Here is a 15,866-nt window from a genome sequence, read left to right as displayed (position 1 = left end):
CAGTTGCTAGGCGCCGAGGAGGCTTCCGGATCGCTCGCGGAAAGCGAGCGCCGTGAGCGAAAATCAACAGTCAAGTTTAACTAGAGAGTTTTTTAGAGAAAAACCAACTATAAAAATTCTCATAGCCAATATAAAAGAAAAAGCCCTACCAAGAGGGCAATGATTAAGAGGAAATTCTGATTCTATTAGTAAGGGACCGGCGGTGTATTTCTGTTTCAATCAAGCGTATAAAATCGGGACTAAGATTAAGTTCTCTCGCTTTAAAATACGATTCAATTAATAATTCATCAGACAGTTTACGCAAAACTAAAAGCCACCTCCTATTTAAGTTCTACTTCATCTTTCTTACTCATATGATAGTAAGTTCATTTGTTGTACCCTTAATCTACCAGAAAGTAGAAGGTAGAACAATCGTTCTGATTATCCACAGGTTTAGGTGGATAACCTGTGACTAACTTGTTTATAAACCATGAAAAAGTAATTGAATCAAAGGGTATAATGTTAATAACTTTATCCACATGGGTGAAAGAGAAGAGAATTTGTCGAAAAATATTTTTAAAAAGTCGAAAAAAGATTTAAGGAAAGGTTTCTTTTTTTAAAAGAAAGACGTAAACTTAAAATTTTCCAATGTGTTTTATGTCTTATTCCATTTAAACTTTGAATCAACGGGTAAAATTGGTTATGATGATAACGATAATAAGGACATATATAAGAGGTGTAAGTTGTGCTAAAGCATTTTTTACCAGATGAACATGTAAAGAGTATTCTGGATATATCCCCTGAAGATTTGCAAAAAAGAGGAATCAAAGGGATTATTACGGATTTGGATAATACCCTTGTGGAATGGGACAGGCCTACTGCCACTCCGCAGTTGATAAAATGGTTTGATGAGGTTAGAAAACATAATATACTTGTTACTATTGTTTCTAATAATAATGAGCAAAGAGTAAAGTCTTTTTCTGACCCTCTTGGCATCCCTTTTATTTTTCAGGCAAGAAAACCTATGGGGAGAGCCTTTCGCCGTGCAATAGCTGCGATGGGGATTAAAAGAAACGAAGCTGTCGTTATTGGCGACCAGCTTTTGACGGATGTACTTGGAGGGAATCGCAGCGGTTTCCATACCATACTAGTTGTTCCGGTTGCTCAGACAGATGGATTTGTAACTAAATTTAACCGGCTTGTTGAACGCAGAATATTAAATTGGTTCCGCAGGCGCGGCATGATTCAATGGGAGGATTAATGTGTGAGTGAAAATCAGCATGTATGTATAGGCTGTGGAGTAAAAATACAAACTGCAGACCCAGGCGGATTGGGGTATGCTCCTGCCTCTGCTCTGGAAAAAGAAATGATCATTTGTCAGCGCTGTTTCAGGCTGAAGCATTATAATGAAATTCAGGATGTAAGTTTGACTGATGATGATTTCTTAAAAATACTAAATGGGATAGGAGAAACAGATGCCCTGATTGTCAAAGTTGTGGATATCTTTGATTTTAACGGCAGCTGGCTCCCAGGAATTCAACGTTTTGCAGGCAGCAATAAAGTGGTCCTTGTTGGCAATAAAGTGGATCTTCTTCCAAAGTCAGTTAAGCACAACAAGCTAATCCACTGGATGAAGGAACAGTCCCGGGAACTTGGCTTAAATCCGGAAGAAATCTTCCTGGTTAGTGCGGTTAAAGGTAATTTTGTCAGAGAAACAGCTGAGGCTATTGACGAACTAAGGAATGGAAAAGATGTCTATGTTGTTGGCTGTACGAATGTTGGGAAATCAACTTTTATTAACAGGATTATTAAAGAGGTTGCCGGCGGGCAGGATGTAATTACTACTTCCCATTTCCCTGGTACCACTTTGGATATTATTGAAATTCCTTTGGATGATGGAAAGGCAATTATTGATACTCCAGGGATAATTAATCATCACCAAATGGCTCATTTTGTTGATAAAAAAGACTTGAAAATTATTACCCCTAAAAAGGAAATCAAACCAGCCGTTTTTCAATTAAACGAGGAACAAACGCTGTTTCTTGGTGGATTAGCAAGATTTGATTATATAAGCGGCGGAAGAAGATCATTTGTGTGCCATTTCTCTAATGAATTAAAAATTCATCGGACCAAAATGGAGAATGCTTCGGAATTATATGAAAAGCATGCAGGTGAAATGCTGACACCTCCTAATAAGGAGGATATGGATCACTTTCCAGAATTAATCAGGCAGGAATTTATGATAAGAGAACCAAAAACGGACATCGTTTTTTCTGGACTTGGATGGATTACGGTTAATGAACCGGGGGCAAAGGTTGCGGCCTATGTTCCTAAGGGCGTACAGACGATGCTAAGAAAGTCATTAATTTAACGATACCGAAAATTGGATAAACTTAAAAAGCAGGATGGTAAGGGGAGAAGTGGATTGAAAAAGCTTTATGCTGTTCTGGGTGATCCAATCAGTCAATCAATGTCGCCCCAAATGCATAATGATCTATTTGCTTTTTATGGAGTTGACGCGGCATACCATGCATTTCAGGTAAAAACAGAGGAACTCAGCGACGCCATAAAAGGGTTAAAGGCAATTGGTGCATCAGGATTTAATGTGACAATTCCTCATAAGAGTGCAATCATCCCTTTGCTCGATGCGGTGGATCCTCTGGCTCTTGAAATTGGAGCAGTTAATACCGTCGTTAATCAGGATGGCAGACTTATTGGGTTTAATACCGACGGACCGGGTTTTCTAACTGGTATTCAAAGTGAGATGCCTGACATTTTTGGGAAAAGGATATTATTAATTGGTGCCGGTGGTGCAGCTCGTGCCATTTATTTTACCCTTGCAAAAGCAGGGGCTGCCAGAGTTGATATATATAATAGGACCCAAGAAAGAGCAAAAGCCTTAATTGATAGCTCGCCTTATAGCCATCTGTCAAATGCAGTAAGCTTGCAGCAGGTCCAAGAAGAATTGCCCATCTATGATTTAATTGTTCAAACTACATCTGTAGGAATGTATCCAAGGGAAAACGAAAAGCCACTTACTCTTGAAAACCTTTCTGAAACAAGTGTAGTAACTGATATTATTTATAATCCTCTTGAAACTCAATTTTTGGCTGCTGCGAAAAAAAAAGGCGCACGCATTCAAAACGGAGTAGAAATGTTTATATATCAAGGGGCTATTGCTTTTGAAAAGTGGACAGGAGTGTTTCCTGACACAAACCGAATGAGAAAGAATGTTTTACAGCAGCTGGGAGGAACAATATGTTAACTGGTAAACAAAAAAGATTTTTACGATCAAAAGCTCACCACCTAAACCCTATTTTTCAAGTAGGTAAAGGCGGGGTAAATGAAAATATGGTAAAGCAAATTGCTGAAGCCCTGGAAGTAAGGGAGTTAATAAAAGTAAGTGTTTTGCAAAATTGTGATCAGGATCGGGACGAAGTGGCAGAGGTCTTATCTTCAGGTACAAATGCCGAGCTTGTCCAGGTGATAGGAAATACGATCGTTCTATATAAGGAATCAAAGGAAAATAAACAGCTGGAATTACCAAGATAAATTAGGCAGGAGGAGGTTAGGTGTGAAAAAAGTCGGGATTCTCGGGGGCACTTTTAGTCCGCCCCACAATGGCCATTTAATTATAGCCAATGAGGTCATGTCAGCCCTTGAGCTTGATGAAATTTGGTTCATGCCCAATCAAGTTCCTCCGCATAAAGAAAGGCCTGATACGGCAAGCAATGAAAACCGGCTGGAAATGCTAAGGCTTGCCCTCGAAGGAAATGAAAAGTTTAAAATCGAAACAATAGAATGGCAAAGGTCTGGAGCCTCATATACCATAGATACCATGAAAATATTGACAGATTTGTATCCTGGACAGCATTTTTATTTTATCATCGGTGCAGATATGATCGAGTATTTGCCGAAATGGCACAAAATTGATGAACTGGCTGAATTGGTCAATTTTGTTGGGGTTGACAGGCCGTCCTACAGTCATGAAACAAAATATCCTATTACCCTGGTTAATATTCCTGTTATTGATATATCCTCGAGCCTGATTCGGGAGAGGCTGGGCAATGGGAAGACAGTCAGATATCTGCTCCCTGATTCAGTTAGACAATATATTAAGGAGAATCATTTATATGGAACGTGAAAGAGCTTTAAAACTGGTAAAGGAACAATTGACTGAACACCGATATATTCATACAATCGGAGTCATGGAAACGGCGATTATATTGGCACAGCGGTTCTGCGGAAACGAAAAAAAAGCAGAATTGGCTGCTATATTCCATGACTACGCAAAATTTCGGCCTAAAGAAGAAATGAAGGAAATCATTTTAACACAGGGATTTCCTGAGGATTTAATCGAATTTAATGCAGAACTCTGGCATGCGCCTGCGGGAGCTTATTTAGCAAAAAACGAGGCAGGAATAGACGATCCCGAGGTTTTGGATGCTATTCGCTATCATACTTCCGGAAGAGCGGGAATGTCACTCCTGGAAAAAATCATTTATCTTGCCGATTATATCGAACCCGGCCGCCACTTTCCAGGAGTAGAGGAAGTTAGGGAAGTGGCAGAGAGAGATCTTGATGAGGCCCTCCTGCAGGCAGTACAAAATACAATTCTTTTTTTAATGAAAAAAAAGCAATCCGTATATCCAGAGACTTTTAATACTTACAATGATTTAGTTAAAAATATAAAAGAACAAGCAAAGAACGCTGAAAAAGAAAAATAGGGGGTTACTGGATGAACAACCAGGAATTATTGCAAATCGCAGTCAAAGCTGCAGATGATAAAAGAGCAGAGGATATCGTTGCATTAAATATGAAGGGGATCTCTTTAATTGCTGATTACTTTATTATCTGCCATGGAAACTCTGATAAGCAGGTACAGGCAATTGCCAGAGAGATAAAGGAAAAAGCAGAAGAAAACCAATTTAATGTTGGTAGAATGGAAGGCTTCGATGAAGCAAAATGGGTCCTTATCGACCTCGGGGATATAGTAGTACATGTATTCCACAGAGACGAAAGAATTTATTATAATCTTGAAAGATTATGGGGAGATGCCCCGGCTGAAGACATCCAGAGCGTGCTTAATATATGAGTTATGAGAGGTTTGCCTATTTATATGACGAGCTGATGGAAGAGGCTCCTTATGAAGAATGGGTAAGGTTTGTCCTTAAAAAAGTTGAGAAGCATGGTGTTATGAAACGAGACATGCTTGATTTGGCCTGTGGTACGGGTGAGCTTTCCATTCGCTTTGCTAAAGAAGGCTTTAGCATAACAGGCGTTGATTTGTCTGAAGATATGCTAACAGTAGCAAATGCAAAGGCAGAAGGTGCCGGGTTTCATATTCCATTTTTCCAGCAGGACATGTCTGCGCTAGAAGGATTGGGAAGCTTTGATGTTATCGGCATTTTTTGCGATTCATTAAACTATTTACGATCCGAAGAGGAAGTTGTCAATACTTTTTCACATGTTTTTAAACACTTAAAAGAAGATGGTATATTCATATTTGATGTCCATTCTATTTATAAGATTACACAAGGCTTTATTAATCAGACATTTACACTAAATGATGATCAGCTTGCGTATATTTGGAATAGTTTTCCCGATGAACATCCAAACAGTGTGGAACATGAACTGACTTTTTTTGTTTTAGACGAGAAATCAGGCAAATATGACAGGTTTGATGAACTTCATTATCAGCGTACGTATTCTATTGAACAATACAAGCACTGGCTTGAAGAGACGGGATTTAATTTGGTTGAGGTATGCGCCGATTTTGAAGAGGCCGGACCACAGTCTGATTCCGAAAGACTATTCTTCATTGCTAAAAAGGCTTAATTAAATGAAACAAAGTAATTTTTTATTTTCAGAAAAAAATGAGCCTACTCCCTTTATTCGGAGACGGCTCATTTTTTTTGCTAATCAGAGATTAATCTGAACTCATAAGAAAAGCTAAGGCATCCGCCAAAAAAAATGATATGGCGAATTCCAATTTTATCTAATAATTTTAAAGAAAATTAAAGGAAATGCCCTTATAGATAGCGAAATTATATAGCTGAGAATTGGTTGTTTACTTTTTGAATATCCTCTTTGAATTTTTCCTGGGTTACTCTGAACACATGTTCAAACATTTCTCCAATATCGTTCTCCATTGATTTAATGCCTTCTCCTGTTATGCCGCCTTTCACACATACTTTTTCCTGTAGTGTTGGGAGGGTAAAATGCCCCTGCCTTAATAACTCCCCTAATCCAATAATCATTTCTCCCGCCAATACAGTGGCCATATTATTATCAATTTCCGTTTCTTTAACTGCCGCGTCGATAAAACGCTGGATCAAAAAACTGAAAAAAGCGGGACCGCAGCTTACAATGTCGGAAGCAACTCTTGTCACCTTTTCTTCAATTTTCACCGGAACGGAAAACTTACTCAGTAAATTTTGAATTTCTCTTTTCCATCCTTCACTGCAATTTTCAGCAAAGGTAATAAGTGAGACACCGGACAATGCCCTATTCGTTATGCTGGGAATAACTCTCGCGGCAGAACAAATAACCGCTTTTTCCAGATGCTCTGTACTTATAGGGCTGGTTATTGACACTACACACTTTTCCTGAGTCAAGTAAGGTGAGATCCCCTGTAAAACAGGAAGAACATCCAGTGGTTTTACACAGACAAAAATCAAATCTGAGTTAGCAGCCACTTCCTGTGCATCATCATAAATTTGAAGTTTATTGTATTTATTTTTAAGCATGTATGCTTTGGCTTTTGTCCGATTTGTGACCACTATCGAAGAAGGGGGAACGGCTTTGCTTTCGATCAGCGCTTCCGCCAAAACTCTCCCCATATTGCCTGTACCTATTATGCCAATTCTCAAATTTTATCCCTCCTTCACATGCATTCTTCTCATCTAACAATATGAATTGGTTAAGAAAATTATACCATTTGAAAGGATGACTGACTTTGAAAGAATGGATACTCGAACATAAACTTAGCCTTTTTGCCGGGTTGGCTTTAGCGGCTGGAGGAATCTTTTATTATTCAGATTTACCAGATTCAGATGTTATTGAACAAAGCAGCATTCAGAATATTGATAAATCTGGGGAAAATAAAACACCTGTGAAGGCTCAAGACCAGAAGCAAAGCATAGATGCACAGAAACCGAATACCCCATTAATGGTTGATATTAAAGGTGAAGTAAACCATCCTGGAGTTTATCAGTCCCTGGATGGAGAAAGAGTAATTGATTTGATTAATAAGGCTGGAGGGATGACAGATAAAGCAGATAAAAACCAGGTAAATCTCGCACAGCATATTGCTGATGAGATGGTTATCTTTATTCCTGCAATAGGACAAGAACCTGTATTATTATCACCGGTGGCAGGGAGTGGAAGTACCGGACACACTCCAGCCAATGGAAAGCCAGCAGATAAATCGCTCGTTAATATAAACACCGCAGGTGAAACAGAATTGCAGACACTCCCTGGAATAGGTCCTTCCAAGGCAACGGCTATTATGGAATACAGGGAAACAAACGGGCCTTTTCAAAAAGTGGAGGATTTAAAGCAAATAAGCGGGATTGGTGATAAAACTTATGAAAAACTGCAGGAATATATTTCCGTACACTGAAGGAAAACAGGGTTTGACCCATTTGGCCTAAGAGCATTAAACTAAAGATATAAAATCATTTAGCTGGCAAAAACAAGGGGGAAGAGAATTGGACAGAATTTCATGGGACCAGTATTTTATGGCCCAAAGCCATTTACTAGCAATGAGAAGCACCTGTACTCGCCTGACTGTCGGAGCGACCATTGTCAGAGATAAGAGGATTATTGCCGGCGGATACAACGGTTCTATTGCTGGCAGTCCCCATTGCATTGATGAGGGCTGTTATGTGATTGATAACCATTGTATAAGGACCATTCATGCGGAAATGAACGCTTTGCTTCAATGTGCCAAATTTGGAGTTCCGACTGCGGATGCGGAGATCTATGTAACCCATTTCCCATGTCTTCAATGCTGCAAGGCATTAATCCAGGCTGGAATTAAAGCCGTTTATTATGCACAGGATTATAAAAACCATCCATACGCTATTGAATTATTCAAGAATGCAGGCGTCAAAGTCGAGCATGTAGAGTTACACGAAAAAGTAATCGACCTTAGCAAAATCAGCCAGTAATCAGCACAGGCATCAGGCTTACCCTGATGTTTGTGTCTTTTTGTATACTTTTTCATGGCGGATACTTTAGAAAGGAATTAAACCTATGAGCGGTAAGTTAATTTACTTATCCATTGCATCCTTATTTGGGATTTTGGCCTCCATGGAATCATTCTTAATCCTCACTTTTTTCTTCCTCATGTATCTTTTCTTTCTTTACTACTTTAAATCATTTCCCTTTTTTCGTATTATCGCAGTTTCTATTGTATTTGTTCTCTTTTTATTTAGCTCACACTGGATTTTAAAAGAAAACCATTCCAGAATAGAAAGCCAACAAACAGAGTTTTCATTAGTATTCAATTCGGAAAATAGTATCAGGGGGGATCAATATGAGACTCAGGCTATGGATTCAAAAACGGAGGAAAAGATTTTAGTCCGTTTTAAGATTTCTTCTGAGGAAGAGAAGAACTCTCTTGAACATTTTAAAATTCCGAATCAGCTATGTACTGTTTCAGGAGAACTTCAAAAGCCCTTAATAGTTAAAAATCCAAATGCATTTAATTATGAAAAATATTTAAATCGTAAAAACATATTCTGGATTTTAAGGCTGCAGAAATACCCTTATCAAAACTGTATACCTATAAAAAGGACACCATCTTCTATCTTAAAGGAGATCAGGATGAAGGGAGTAAATTATTTGGAAGATTATTTTCCAGAAGAAACCGCGGCTATGGCAGCAGCGCTTATTTTTGGAGAAAGGGCTGCTTTCGAACCTGACCTTCTTGCAGCATACCAAAAAATAGGGATAATCCATCTCCTCGCGATTTCCGGTCTTCATGTCTCGCTCTCAATCGGTTTACTATACCTAACTGGGTTAAGAGCAGGAGTATCAAAAGAAAAAATGATCTTATTTATACTGGTATTTCTTCCAGCTTACGCCATTCTTACTGGCGGTTCCCCCTCAGTTATCCGTTCCGTACTTATGATATTTAACGTTACGGCGGCGGCAGCCTCAAAAAGAAGATTTAGTCTTCAGCCGGCAGATGCGATTAGTTTGGCTCTGATGGTTTATATTTTTGTGAATCCCTTCGCTGTTTACGATGCAGGCTTTCAGCTTTCTTTTTCTGTCAGCTTTTCCTTGATTCTCTCCTCAGCTTTTATCCTTGCCCAGCCCTCTAGCTTATTCGAAAGCATTCTTAAAGCCTCTTATATTTCTCAGCTGTCGGCTCTCCCTTTTTTGCTTTTTCATTTTTATGAAGTATCCTTCCTTGGTATATTTGTGAACCTCTTTTATATTCCTCTTTATTCATTTTTCTTTTTGCCAGGTGTTTATTTGTTATTTTTCTGGCATTTATTAATGGGAACAATACCTGATTTCCTAAACTATTTCTTCTCTGCGGTAGTCACCTTTTCTGATACCCTTGCCAAGCGTATTGCCTTAATTCCTTGGGGATCTATTTTAATTGGACGGCCTTCAGGTCCGGGACTTCTCTTATTCGCAGTAATAGGGCCTATTATGTTGGTTTATTGGGAAAAGTCACTCAAAAAGAAAAAAAGCTGGGTATATTTCGTCCTTCCGCTTCTTCTATTATTTATAGTGGATGCAGCCAGTAAGATTGACCCAAGAGGGGAAATTACAATGATTGATGTAGGGCAGGGTGACAGTATTTTGATTAAACTTCCCTTTGATCAGGGGAATTATTTAATAGACACCGGAGGATCTCCTGCCTTTGAACAAGACAAGTGGAGAAAGCCTCCGAATTCATTTGAAACAGGAAGAAATATTGTAGTTCCGTTCTTAAAATCTAAAGGCATTAAAGAAATTGACAAACTTATTTTGACACATGGAGATATGGACCACATTGGAGGGAGCTTTGCAGTTCTAAAGAGTATAAAAGTTAAGCAAATTATTATGCCTGCTGTATCGAACCAAAATAACGCAGTTAGGGATGTGATTCAAATAGCATCCTTACAAAAAATCCCCGTTTGTATGGCGTCAGCAGGAGATCAATGGAAAAGTCGAAGCTCTTTTTTTAAGATTTTGTCTCCTGAAAAAAACTTTGAAGGTGACACTAATACAGGTTCCTTGGTGCTTTATGCAGAGGTAGGGGACCTGAAATGGCTATTTACGGGGGATTTAGATATCGAAGGTGAGCAGAGTCTCCTAAAAAGATATCCTAATTTAAAAACAGATGTTTTAAAAGCTGGGCACCATGGAAGCAGGACCTCAACTTCAACTGAATTCCTTGAAACGTTACAGCCTAAAACAGCTCTTATTTCTGCAGGAGAAAAGAATCACTTTGGTCATCCACATGCTGAGGTGCTTGATAAATTAAAGAAGAGAGGGATTATGATATTTCGAACTGATAAGCAGGGAGCAATAACGTATTCTTTTTTTCGGGGGAAAGGAACCTTCTCAGTCTTCCGGCCATAGTATATAGCAGAACAGGTTAGTGGCGAAAAGTAAAGAGACCACATCTAATATGCAGTCTCCGCAATTTTCATTATGTAGCTTGATATCAGGATCCGATAAGTTTGATTACTGTTGCGATGATAAACATTAGAGCAAAGAAGCCGAATGAAACGCCAAAGCCTACACCTGAATCAATAGCGTCATTACGCTTGCTCTGAACGTTTTTTTCAAATTCGTTCATAATCTACCCCTCCTATTTCCATTATAGTATAAGACATTCGAAAAAAAAAATCTAGCATCCCCTTGCGGTTTTCCTTTACTGACAAGAGTTAACACAAATACTTATTAGTCTGTTGGCTAAAAATAAAAGTACATCAGGAATCCCGCCGCCAGAGTAAGTTCCCGGGACTCATTTTGCCGGCGTTCACTATAGATCGGGAATTGGCTTCCGTGAGGGAGGTCAGTTCCCTCTTGGTTTGATTCCAACGGAAGTTCTTGGTAAAGCTGAATTTACCCTGATTTTTGAAGAATTAACCCTTGTCAAAATGTCCAAGCTTCTTTACCATTAGTATGTGTTATTCGGAGAAACAGGGGGAGCTTATTGACATATGGTAATAGATGTTTGGAAACAAATAAGGCAAAAACAAATTGCTCCCATATATTTAGTATATGGACCGGAAGCGTTCCTGATAAATGAAACAAAGCAGCTGCTAATTAATCAGGTTTTAGAGGAAGATGAAAAAGATTTTAATCTGTCGGTATATGATCTTGAAGAGACACCCATAGAAATTGCTTTGGAAGATGCTGAAACTTTTCCTTTCCTGGGTGAAAAAAAACTAATCTTTTTACATAATCCTGCTTTTTTAACGTCTGAAAAAGTAAAGGAAAAAACAGAACACCAGTTATCTCGGCTTGAGCGTTATCTTGAAGAGCCTGCACCTTATTCTGTTATTGTAATCTCGGCACCTTATGAAAAACTAGATGAGCGGAAAAAGATTACAAAGGAGCTGAAGAGAAAAGCTGTTACAGTAGAAGCGAAAAAGCTTAATGAGCATGAACTGAAGAAATGGATTCAAGAAAGAGCACACTCAAATGGAGTGGAAATAGAGCCTGAAGCCGTTGAACTAATGATCTCTTTATCAGGTACCAATATGTTCATGCTTGCCAGTGAAGTCGATAAGCTTGCCTTGTATCCGAAAGAGGAGCCAATAATTGATGCGGAACTTGTTGAAAAGCTTGTTGCAAGGTCACTTGAACAGAATATTTTTACTCTAATTGAAAAAGTTGTTCAGCGTAAAATGGATGAGGCCCTAAGAATTTATTACGATCTTTTGAAACAGAACGAAGAGCCAATAAAAATATTAGCTCTTCTTTCCGGACAGTTTCGGTTAATTTACCAGGTAAAAGAGCTTTCGAGAAGAGGGTATGGCCAACAGCAGATGGCAGGGTATCTGAAAGTACACCCCTTCAGGGTCAAACTGGCCGCAGGACAGGCTGCAAAGTTTACGGATGAAGAACTAGCAGCCATAATGGAAACCTTGGCTGAGGCTGATTATCAAATGAAAACCGGCGGTATGAATAAATCGCTTCTTGTAGAGCTGTTTTTGTTCAAGTTAAAAAGATAAATTGCGAACCCGGCGGCAGCCGGGTTTTTTGAATTGATACAAAAGTATTAAGTTTTACCCTTTTAAATTGTCTAGCTCCAGCGCCCAGCGAGTTTTCATCTCTGTAAATCTTCCTTGAGTATCTTGCATCAAATATGACCGTAGGTGATACTTGGTGCAGCTAGTGTCCAACCCGCTTCTCCCTACGATAAGTCAACATCGAACTCAAGTGCTCCTGCGCCACAGCTTTTTCAAGGAAGCTTATGTTCAGCTCGTCGCAAAGCTGCATGTCGTCTATTCAGAGAAGCCATTACAGGAAGTTTACTCAGGTAGTTGCTTCGCTGAACGGGCGCTTGCGCTTTTCTTAAGTTTGAACCTTTATTCAATCAATAATAAAAAAAACGATTCCGAAGGGAATCGTTTTTTTTTAACGAACGCTATATTATAGAGCGTTGATTTTTTTAGCAAGACGAGATTTTTTACGAGCAGCAGCATTCTTATGGATTAGACCTTTTGCTGCAGCTTTGTCTAATTTTCTAGCAGCTTCTGCAAATACTTCTTTAGCAACCGCGCTGTCATTGTTTACAACAGCAGCATCAGCTTTTTTAACAGCAGTACGCATTGCAGATTTAGCAGTTGTATTTTGAGCGTTACGATCTTCGCTTGTTTTAACACGCTTAATAGCAGATTTAATGTTTGGCATTCCATTCACCTCCTACAAAGAATCGAGACTATATGAACTCGACTTTAAACATTCACAATTATTATCAGAACAAATGATATTTTATCAAACAGCCGCACATATTGCAATACCATAGGGCTAATTTGCTTGAAAACATAAGTGGAATCCCTGAATGTTTTTTTGGAAAAAGGCAATGATAGGAAATAGTTTCTGGATTTTTTCTAAAAGAATGGAATGGAGGGAATGTAATACATGAAAGACTCTCTGGATTTAAGTAAGTATTCAGTCAGGACCGACCTTGCCATTGAGGCAAATGAAATGGCGTTAGCACAAAGATTTTCCACTGTACAGGAACAGGATAATCTTTCACAGATAAATGGGGTAATTATTAAAGAGAAAGATATAGATGATATAAAAGTTTCAATGGTTGAAATTACGCCAGAGGGAGTTCAGGAGATCGGGAAAAAAGCCGGGCGTTACCTGACAATAGAAGTAACTGGCATTAGAGACCAGAATAGTGAGCTTCAGCAAAAGGTAGAAAAAATTTTCGCTGAGGAATTTGCAAAATTCTTAGCTGGTATTGGCATTAGTAAAGATGCTTCGTGCCTAGTCGTAGGTCTGGGAAACTGGAATGTAACGCCTGATGCCCTCGGTCCGATCGTTTGTGAAAATCTCCTTGTTACCCGCCATTTATTTGAACTGCAGCCGCAAAGCGTTGAAGAAGGCTATCGGCCTGTAAGCGCCTTGGCACCTGGAGTTATGGGTTTGACTGGAATTGAGACTAGTGACATCATCTTTGGTGTCGTCGAAAAAACAAAGCCAGATTTTGTTATTGCAATTGATGCACTTGCTTCACGTTCAATTGAAAGGGTTAATTCCACAATACAAATATCGGATACCGGAATTCATCCTGGCTCAGGTGTAGGTAATAAGCGGAAAGAACTTAGTAAGGAGACTCTAGGGATACCTGTAATAGCCATTGGTGTTCCAACAGTAGTCGATGCAGTTTCAATCACCAGTGATACAATCGATTTTATTTTAAAACATTTTGGCAAGGAGCTAAAAGAAGGGGACCGTCCTTCCCGAGCCTTGGCACCAGCTGGGATGAACTTTGGAAAACGAAAAAAGCTTACCGAGGAAGACATGCCTGAAGAGCACCATAGGAAAACTTTCCTAGGGATCATTGGGACATTGGAGGAAGAAGAGAAACGCAGACTAATTTACGAGGTTCTTTCACCTCTTGGCCACAACTTAATGGTTACACCTAAAGAGGTTGATGTCTTTATTGAAGATATGGCTAATTTAATTGCATCAGGACTTAATTCATCTCTTCATCATGCTATTGATCAGGATAACACTGGGTTTATGACCAGATAGCTTATTGAACTGTCATCCTATTGCTGATAGATGAGGGTATAGTGACCCCAGGCACAAAAGAGGAAAAAGGGGTAACTAAAAAGGCGTTTAATGACCCCAAATGGCACAAAAGAGGAAAAAGGGGTAACTAAAGAGGCGTTTAATGACCCCAAATGGCACAAAAGAGGAAAAAGGGGTAACTAAAAAGGCATTTAGTGACCCCAAATGGCACAAAAGAGGAAAAAGGGGTAACTAAAGAGGGGTTAATGACCCCAAATGGCACAAAAGAGGAAAAAGGGGTAACAAAGGAAACACTGGTTACCCCAATGGTTATAAAAAAATAAAAGAGCTTACATATTGTTTTCCAATGGATTCTGCCAGAGATATTTCCGAATCTCTTAATAAATGGTTCTGCCAAATCTAGTAACGTCATATGATTTACTAGAATTGTTTTGAGAGGTGGAATCATGAAACAGACTAGGATATCCGGCACTTTTGTAGCAATACAAGGGACAACCATTCTAAAATTAGTAGGGCTTCTGTTGTTGTTTATGTTTTTTATTTTTTCAATCAGCGGGCTTTTGACTTCTATAAAGCCCCAATACAGACCTGCGTCATCCTCTGTAAACGAAGCGGCCAATAGTGTTAATGGTGAATTGCTCTATCAATTAATGGGCTGGGAAAACCACCATTTTCTGAAATTAGAAAGAGACATAACCGCAGGGCCAAAAATGGCCAACCTTATTTTTAAACTATCATCAAATATTAATTTAAATGATCCGCGCAGCCTTCTGGGCCGTGAACTTCCCGGCTTCGACCAATTTGACGGGCAAATTCTTGTTGCTGGCGAAGGGGCCAACTATACTAACATGCCAATGGAATCAGCACCGCCTGTTGAAATTATGGAGGCTGAACGTGAAGCTTCCCTGCAAAATTTGGACAGCCTAAATAAACCTAATGATAGCACCTCATCTCCAGCCCCTTCACAAACAACTGGAGGAAGAAAAGTAGTTTATCTTTATTTCACCCATAACCGGGAATCCTATTTGCCGTATCTAAAAGGAGTAACTAATCCTAACCTGGCTTACCACTCCAAAATCAATGTAACCATGGTAGGAGATAAACTTAAGGAAAGCCTTGAATCAAGGGGAATTGGAACTGCTGAAGATAAAACTGATGTAATGGGTAACTTTGTGAAAAAAGGATTGAAGATGCCAGTAGCCTATCAGGAATCAAGACCTTTGGTCCAAGCCGCGATGACCTCCAACAGGGATTTACAGTATATTATAGACATTCACAGGGATTCGAGGCGAAAAGATCAAACAACAGTTATGATAAATGGCAAAGCATATGCCAAACTTTCCTTTGTTATCGGGGGAAAAAACCCCAATTATGAACAAAATCAAAAAATTGCTACAGACCTTCATCGTCTTCTTGAAAAAAAATACAAGGGTCTTAGCTGGGGAGTTATCCTTAAAAAGGATCCGGGGTCAAACGGAAAATACAATCAAGATTTAAATGGGAAATCACTTTTAATTGAATTTGGCGGTGTGGATAATACATTTGAAGAATTAAATCGATCAGCCGAGGCTCTTGCCGACGTTTTTGCCGAGTATTATTGGCAGGCAGAAAAGGTAAATGGCACTGGCGGAACTGAAAATAAAACAAAACAGTAAAGA

At 39.1% G+C, this 15,866-nt stretch carries 19 protein-coding genes; 15 read left to right on the top strand and 4 right to left on the bottom strand.

The window, feature by feature from the left end; translation table 11 throughout:
* Window positions 1–163: 163 nt before the first annotated feature.
* Window positions 164–304 (bottom strand): sporulation histidine kinase inhibitor Sda, encoded by a 141-nt coding sequence (sda, locus tag G8761_RS07195; protein WP_166025101.1) that lies wholly within the window; start codon window positions 302–304, stop codon window positions 164–166.
* Between the two features lie 420 nt (window positions 305–724).
* Here sda and G8761_RS07190 point away from each other — a divergent pair, with 420 nt between their 5' ends.
* Genes G8761_RS07190 through G8761_RS07155 form a run of 8 tightly spaced genes read left to right on the top strand, consistent with a single transcriptional unit; the run spans window position 725 to window position 5,817 of the window.
* Complete coding sequence (locus G8761_RS07190; protein ID WP_166025099.1) at window positions 725–1,240, top strand: YqeG family HAD IIIA-type phosphatase; 516 nt, start codon at window positions 725–727, stop codon at window positions 1,238–1,240.
* 3 nt (window positions 1,241–1,243) lie between these two features.
* Window positions 1,244–2,350 (top strand): ribosome biogenesis GTPase YqeH, encoded by a 1,107-nt coding sequence (gene yqeH / locus G8761_RS07185; RefSeq protein WP_166025097.1) that lies wholly within the window; start codon window positions 1,244–1,246, stop codon window positions 2,348–2,350.
* A gap of 54 nt (window positions 2,351–2,404) precedes the next feature.
* Window positions 2,405–3,244, top strand: coding sequence for a shikimate dehydrogenase (aroE, locus tag G8761_RS07180; protein ID WP_166025095.1), 840 nt, complete (start codon window positions 2,405–2,407; stop codon window positions 3,242–3,244).
* Complete coding sequence (gene yhbY, locus G8761_RS07175; RefSeq protein ID WP_166025093.1) at window positions 3,238–3,531, top strand: ribosome assembly RNA-binding protein YhbY; 294 nt, start codon at window positions 3,238–3,240, stop codon at window positions 3,529–3,531. The genes aroE and yhbY overlap by 7 nt, the downstream gene beginning before the upstream one ends.
* Window positions 3,532–3,553: 22 nt before the next feature.
* Entirely contained in the window at window positions 3,554–4,123 is a 570-nt protein-coding gene (locus G8761_RS07170; RefSeq protein ID WP_166025091.1) for a nicotinate-nucleotide adenylyltransferase, read from the top strand.
* Window positions 4,113–4,706, top strand: coding sequence for a bis(5'-nucleosyl)-tetraphosphatase (symmetrical) YqeK (gene yqeK, locus G8761_RS07165; protein ID WP_166025090.1), 594 nt, complete (start codon window positions 4,113–4,115; stop codon window positions 4,704–4,706). The genes G8761_RS07170 and yqeK overlap by 11 nt, the downstream gene beginning before the upstream one ends.
* Window positions 4,707–4,717: 11 nt before the next feature.
* Complete coding sequence (rsfS, locus tag G8761_RS07160; RefSeq protein ID WP_166025088.1) at window positions 4,718–5,074, top strand: ribosome silencing factor; 357 nt, start codon at window positions 4,718–4,720, stop codon at window positions 5,072–5,074.
* Window positions 5,071–5,817, top strand: a complete 747-nt coding sequence (locus tag G8761_RS07155) for a class I SAM-dependent DNA methyltransferase (protein ID WP_166025086.1) — start codon at window positions 5,071–5,073, stop codon at window positions 5,815–5,817. The genes rsfS and G8761_RS07155 overlap by 4 nt, the downstream gene beginning before the upstream one ends.
* A 209-nt stretch (window positions 5,818–6,026) precedes the next feature.
* Here G8761_RS07155 and comER read toward each other — a convergent pair whose 3' ends face one another.
* Window positions 6,027–6,851 (bottom strand): late competence protein ComER, encoded by an 825-nt coding sequence (gene comER / locus G8761_RS07150; protein WP_166025084.1) that lies wholly within the window; start codon window positions 6,849–6,851, stop codon window positions 6,027–6,029.
* An 86-nt stretch (window positions 6,852–6,937) separates the two neighbouring features.
* Here comER and G8761_RS07145 point away from each other — a divergent pair, with 86 nt between their 5' ends.
* The 3 genes from G8761_RS07145 to G8761_RS07135 all read left to right on the top strand — a co-directional run bounded on the left by G8761_RS07145 (window position 6,938) and on the right by G8761_RS07135 (window position 10,566).
* Window positions 6,938–7,603 carry a helix-hairpin-helix domain-containing protein gene (locus tag G8761_RS07145; RefSeq protein WP_166025082.1) on the top strand — a complete coding sequence of 222 codons (666 nt, stop codon included), beginning with the start codon at window positions 6,938–6,940 and terminating at the stop codon, window positions 7,601–7,603.
* A gap of 88 nt (window positions 7,604–7,691) precedes the next feature.
* Entirely contained in the window at window positions 7,692–8,153 is a 462-nt protein-coding gene (locus tag G8761_RS07140; RefSeq protein WP_166025080.1) for a ComE operon protein 2, read from the top strand.
* Window positions 8,154–8,238: 85 nt separating this feature from the next.
* The gene (locus tag G8761_RS07135; RefSeq protein WP_166025078.1) at window positions 8,239–10,566 is read left to right on the top strand and encodes a DNA internalization-related competence protein ComEC/Rec2; all 2,328 of its coding nucleotides are present in this window, start codon (window positions 8,239–8,241) and stop codon (window positions 10,564–10,566) included.
* Window positions 10,567–10,651: 85 nt separating this feature from the next.
* Here the strand turns inward: G8761_RS07135 and G8761_RS07130 are convergent, their stop codons facing one another.
* Window positions 10,652–10,786 carry a YqzM family protein gene (locus G8761_RS07130; RefSeq protein ID WP_027319982.1) on the bottom strand — a complete coding sequence of 45 codons (135 nt, stop codon included), beginning with the start codon at window positions 10,784–10,786 and terminating at the stop codon, window positions 10,652–10,654.
* A gap of 367 nt (window positions 10,787–11,153) precedes the next feature.
* On the opposite strand from G8761_RS07130, the gene holA reads away from it, so the two are divergent.
* Window positions 11,154–12,170, top strand: coding sequence for a DNA polymerase III subunit delta (gene holA, locus G8761_RS07125; RefSeq protein ID WP_166025076.1), 1,017 nt, complete (start codon window positions 11,154–11,156; stop codon window positions 12,168–12,170).
* A gap of 421 nt (window positions 12,171–12,591) precedes the next feature.
* Here the strand turns inward: holA and rpsT are convergent, their stop codons facing one another.
* Window positions 12,592–12,852, bottom strand: a complete 261-nt coding sequence (gene rpsT / locus G8761_RS07120) for a 30S ribosomal protein S20 (RefSeq protein WP_166025074.1) — start codon at window positions 12,850–12,852, stop codon at window positions 12,592–12,594.
* Window positions 12,853–13,083: 231 nt separating this feature from the next.
* Here rpsT and gpr point away from each other — a divergent pair, with 231 nt between their 5' ends.
* The 3 genes from gpr (at window position 13,084) to spoIIP (ending at window position 15,863) form a co-directional block, all read left to right on the top strand.
* Window positions 13,084–14,208 (top strand): GPR endopeptidase, encoded by a 1,125-nt coding sequence (gene gpr, locus G8761_RS07115; RefSeq protein WP_166025072.1) that lies wholly within the window; start codon window positions 13,084–13,086, stop codon window positions 14,206–14,208.
* 194 nt (window positions 14,209–14,402) lie between these two features.
* Window positions 14,403–14,531 carry a hypothetical protein gene (locus G8761_RS27615; RefSeq protein ID WP_275940686.1) on the top strand — a complete coding sequence of 43 codons (129 nt, stop codon included), beginning with the start codon at window positions 14,403–14,405 and terminating at the stop codon, window positions 14,529–14,531.
* Between the two features lie 123 nt (window positions 14,532–14,654).
* Window positions 14,655–15,863 (top strand): stage II sporulation protein P, encoded by a 1,209-nt coding sequence (spoIIP, locus tag G8761_RS07110; protein ID WP_166025070.1) that lies wholly within the window; start codon window positions 14,655–14,657, stop codon window positions 15,861–15,863.
* Window positions 15,864–15,866 lie beyond the last annotated feature (3 nt).

This window comes from Neobacillus terrae, from assembly GCF_011393025.1.
Taxonomy (GTDB): Bacteria; Bacillota; Bacilli; order Bacillales; family Cytobacillaceae; genus Neobacillus_A; species Neobacillus_A terrae.
Note: the sequence above shows the minus strand (reverse complement) of the source record. Positions and strands in the feature narration are given on the sequence as shown.

Bases quoted from the DNA above. Each gene is read 5' to 3' on its own strand.
- yhbY (WP_166025093.1), top strand. From the start codon at position 3,238: ATGTTAACTGGTAAACAAAAAAGATTTTTACGATCAAAAGCTCACCAC.
- yqeK (WP_166025090.1), top strand. From the start codon at position 4,113: ATGGAACGTGAAAGAGCTTTAAAACTGGTAAAGGAACAATTGACTGAA.
- rsfS (WP_166025088.1), top strand. From the start codon at position 4,718: ATGAACAACCAGGAATTATTGCAAATCGCAGTCAAAGCTGCAGATGAT.
- G8761_RS07155 (WP_166025086.1), top strand. From the start codon at position 5,071: ATGAGTTATGAGAGGTTTGCCTATTTATATGACGAGCTGATGGAAGAG.
- G8761_RS07135 (WP_166025078.1), top strand. From the start codon at position 8,239: ATGAGCGGTAAGTTAATTTACTTATCCATTGCATCCTTATTTGGGATT.
- G8761_RS07130 (WP_027319982.1), bottom strand. From the start codon at position 10,786: ATGAACGAATTTGAAAAAAACGTTCAGAGCAAGCGTAATGACGCTATT.
- holA (WP_166025076.1), top strand. From the start codon at position 11,154: ATGGTAATAGATGTTTGGAAACAAATAAGGCAAAAACAAATTGCTCCC.
- rpsT (WP_166025074.1), bottom strand. From the start codon at position 12,852: ATGCCAAACATTAAATCTGCTATTAAGCGTGTTAAAACAAGCGAAGAT.
- gpr (WP_166025072.1), top strand. From the start codon at position 13,084: ATGAAAGACTCTCTGGATTTAAGTAAGTATTCAGTCAGGACCGACCTT.
- spoIIP (WP_166025070.1), top strand. From the start codon at position 14,655: ATGAAACAGACTAGGATATCCGGCACTTTTGTAGCAATACAAGGGACA.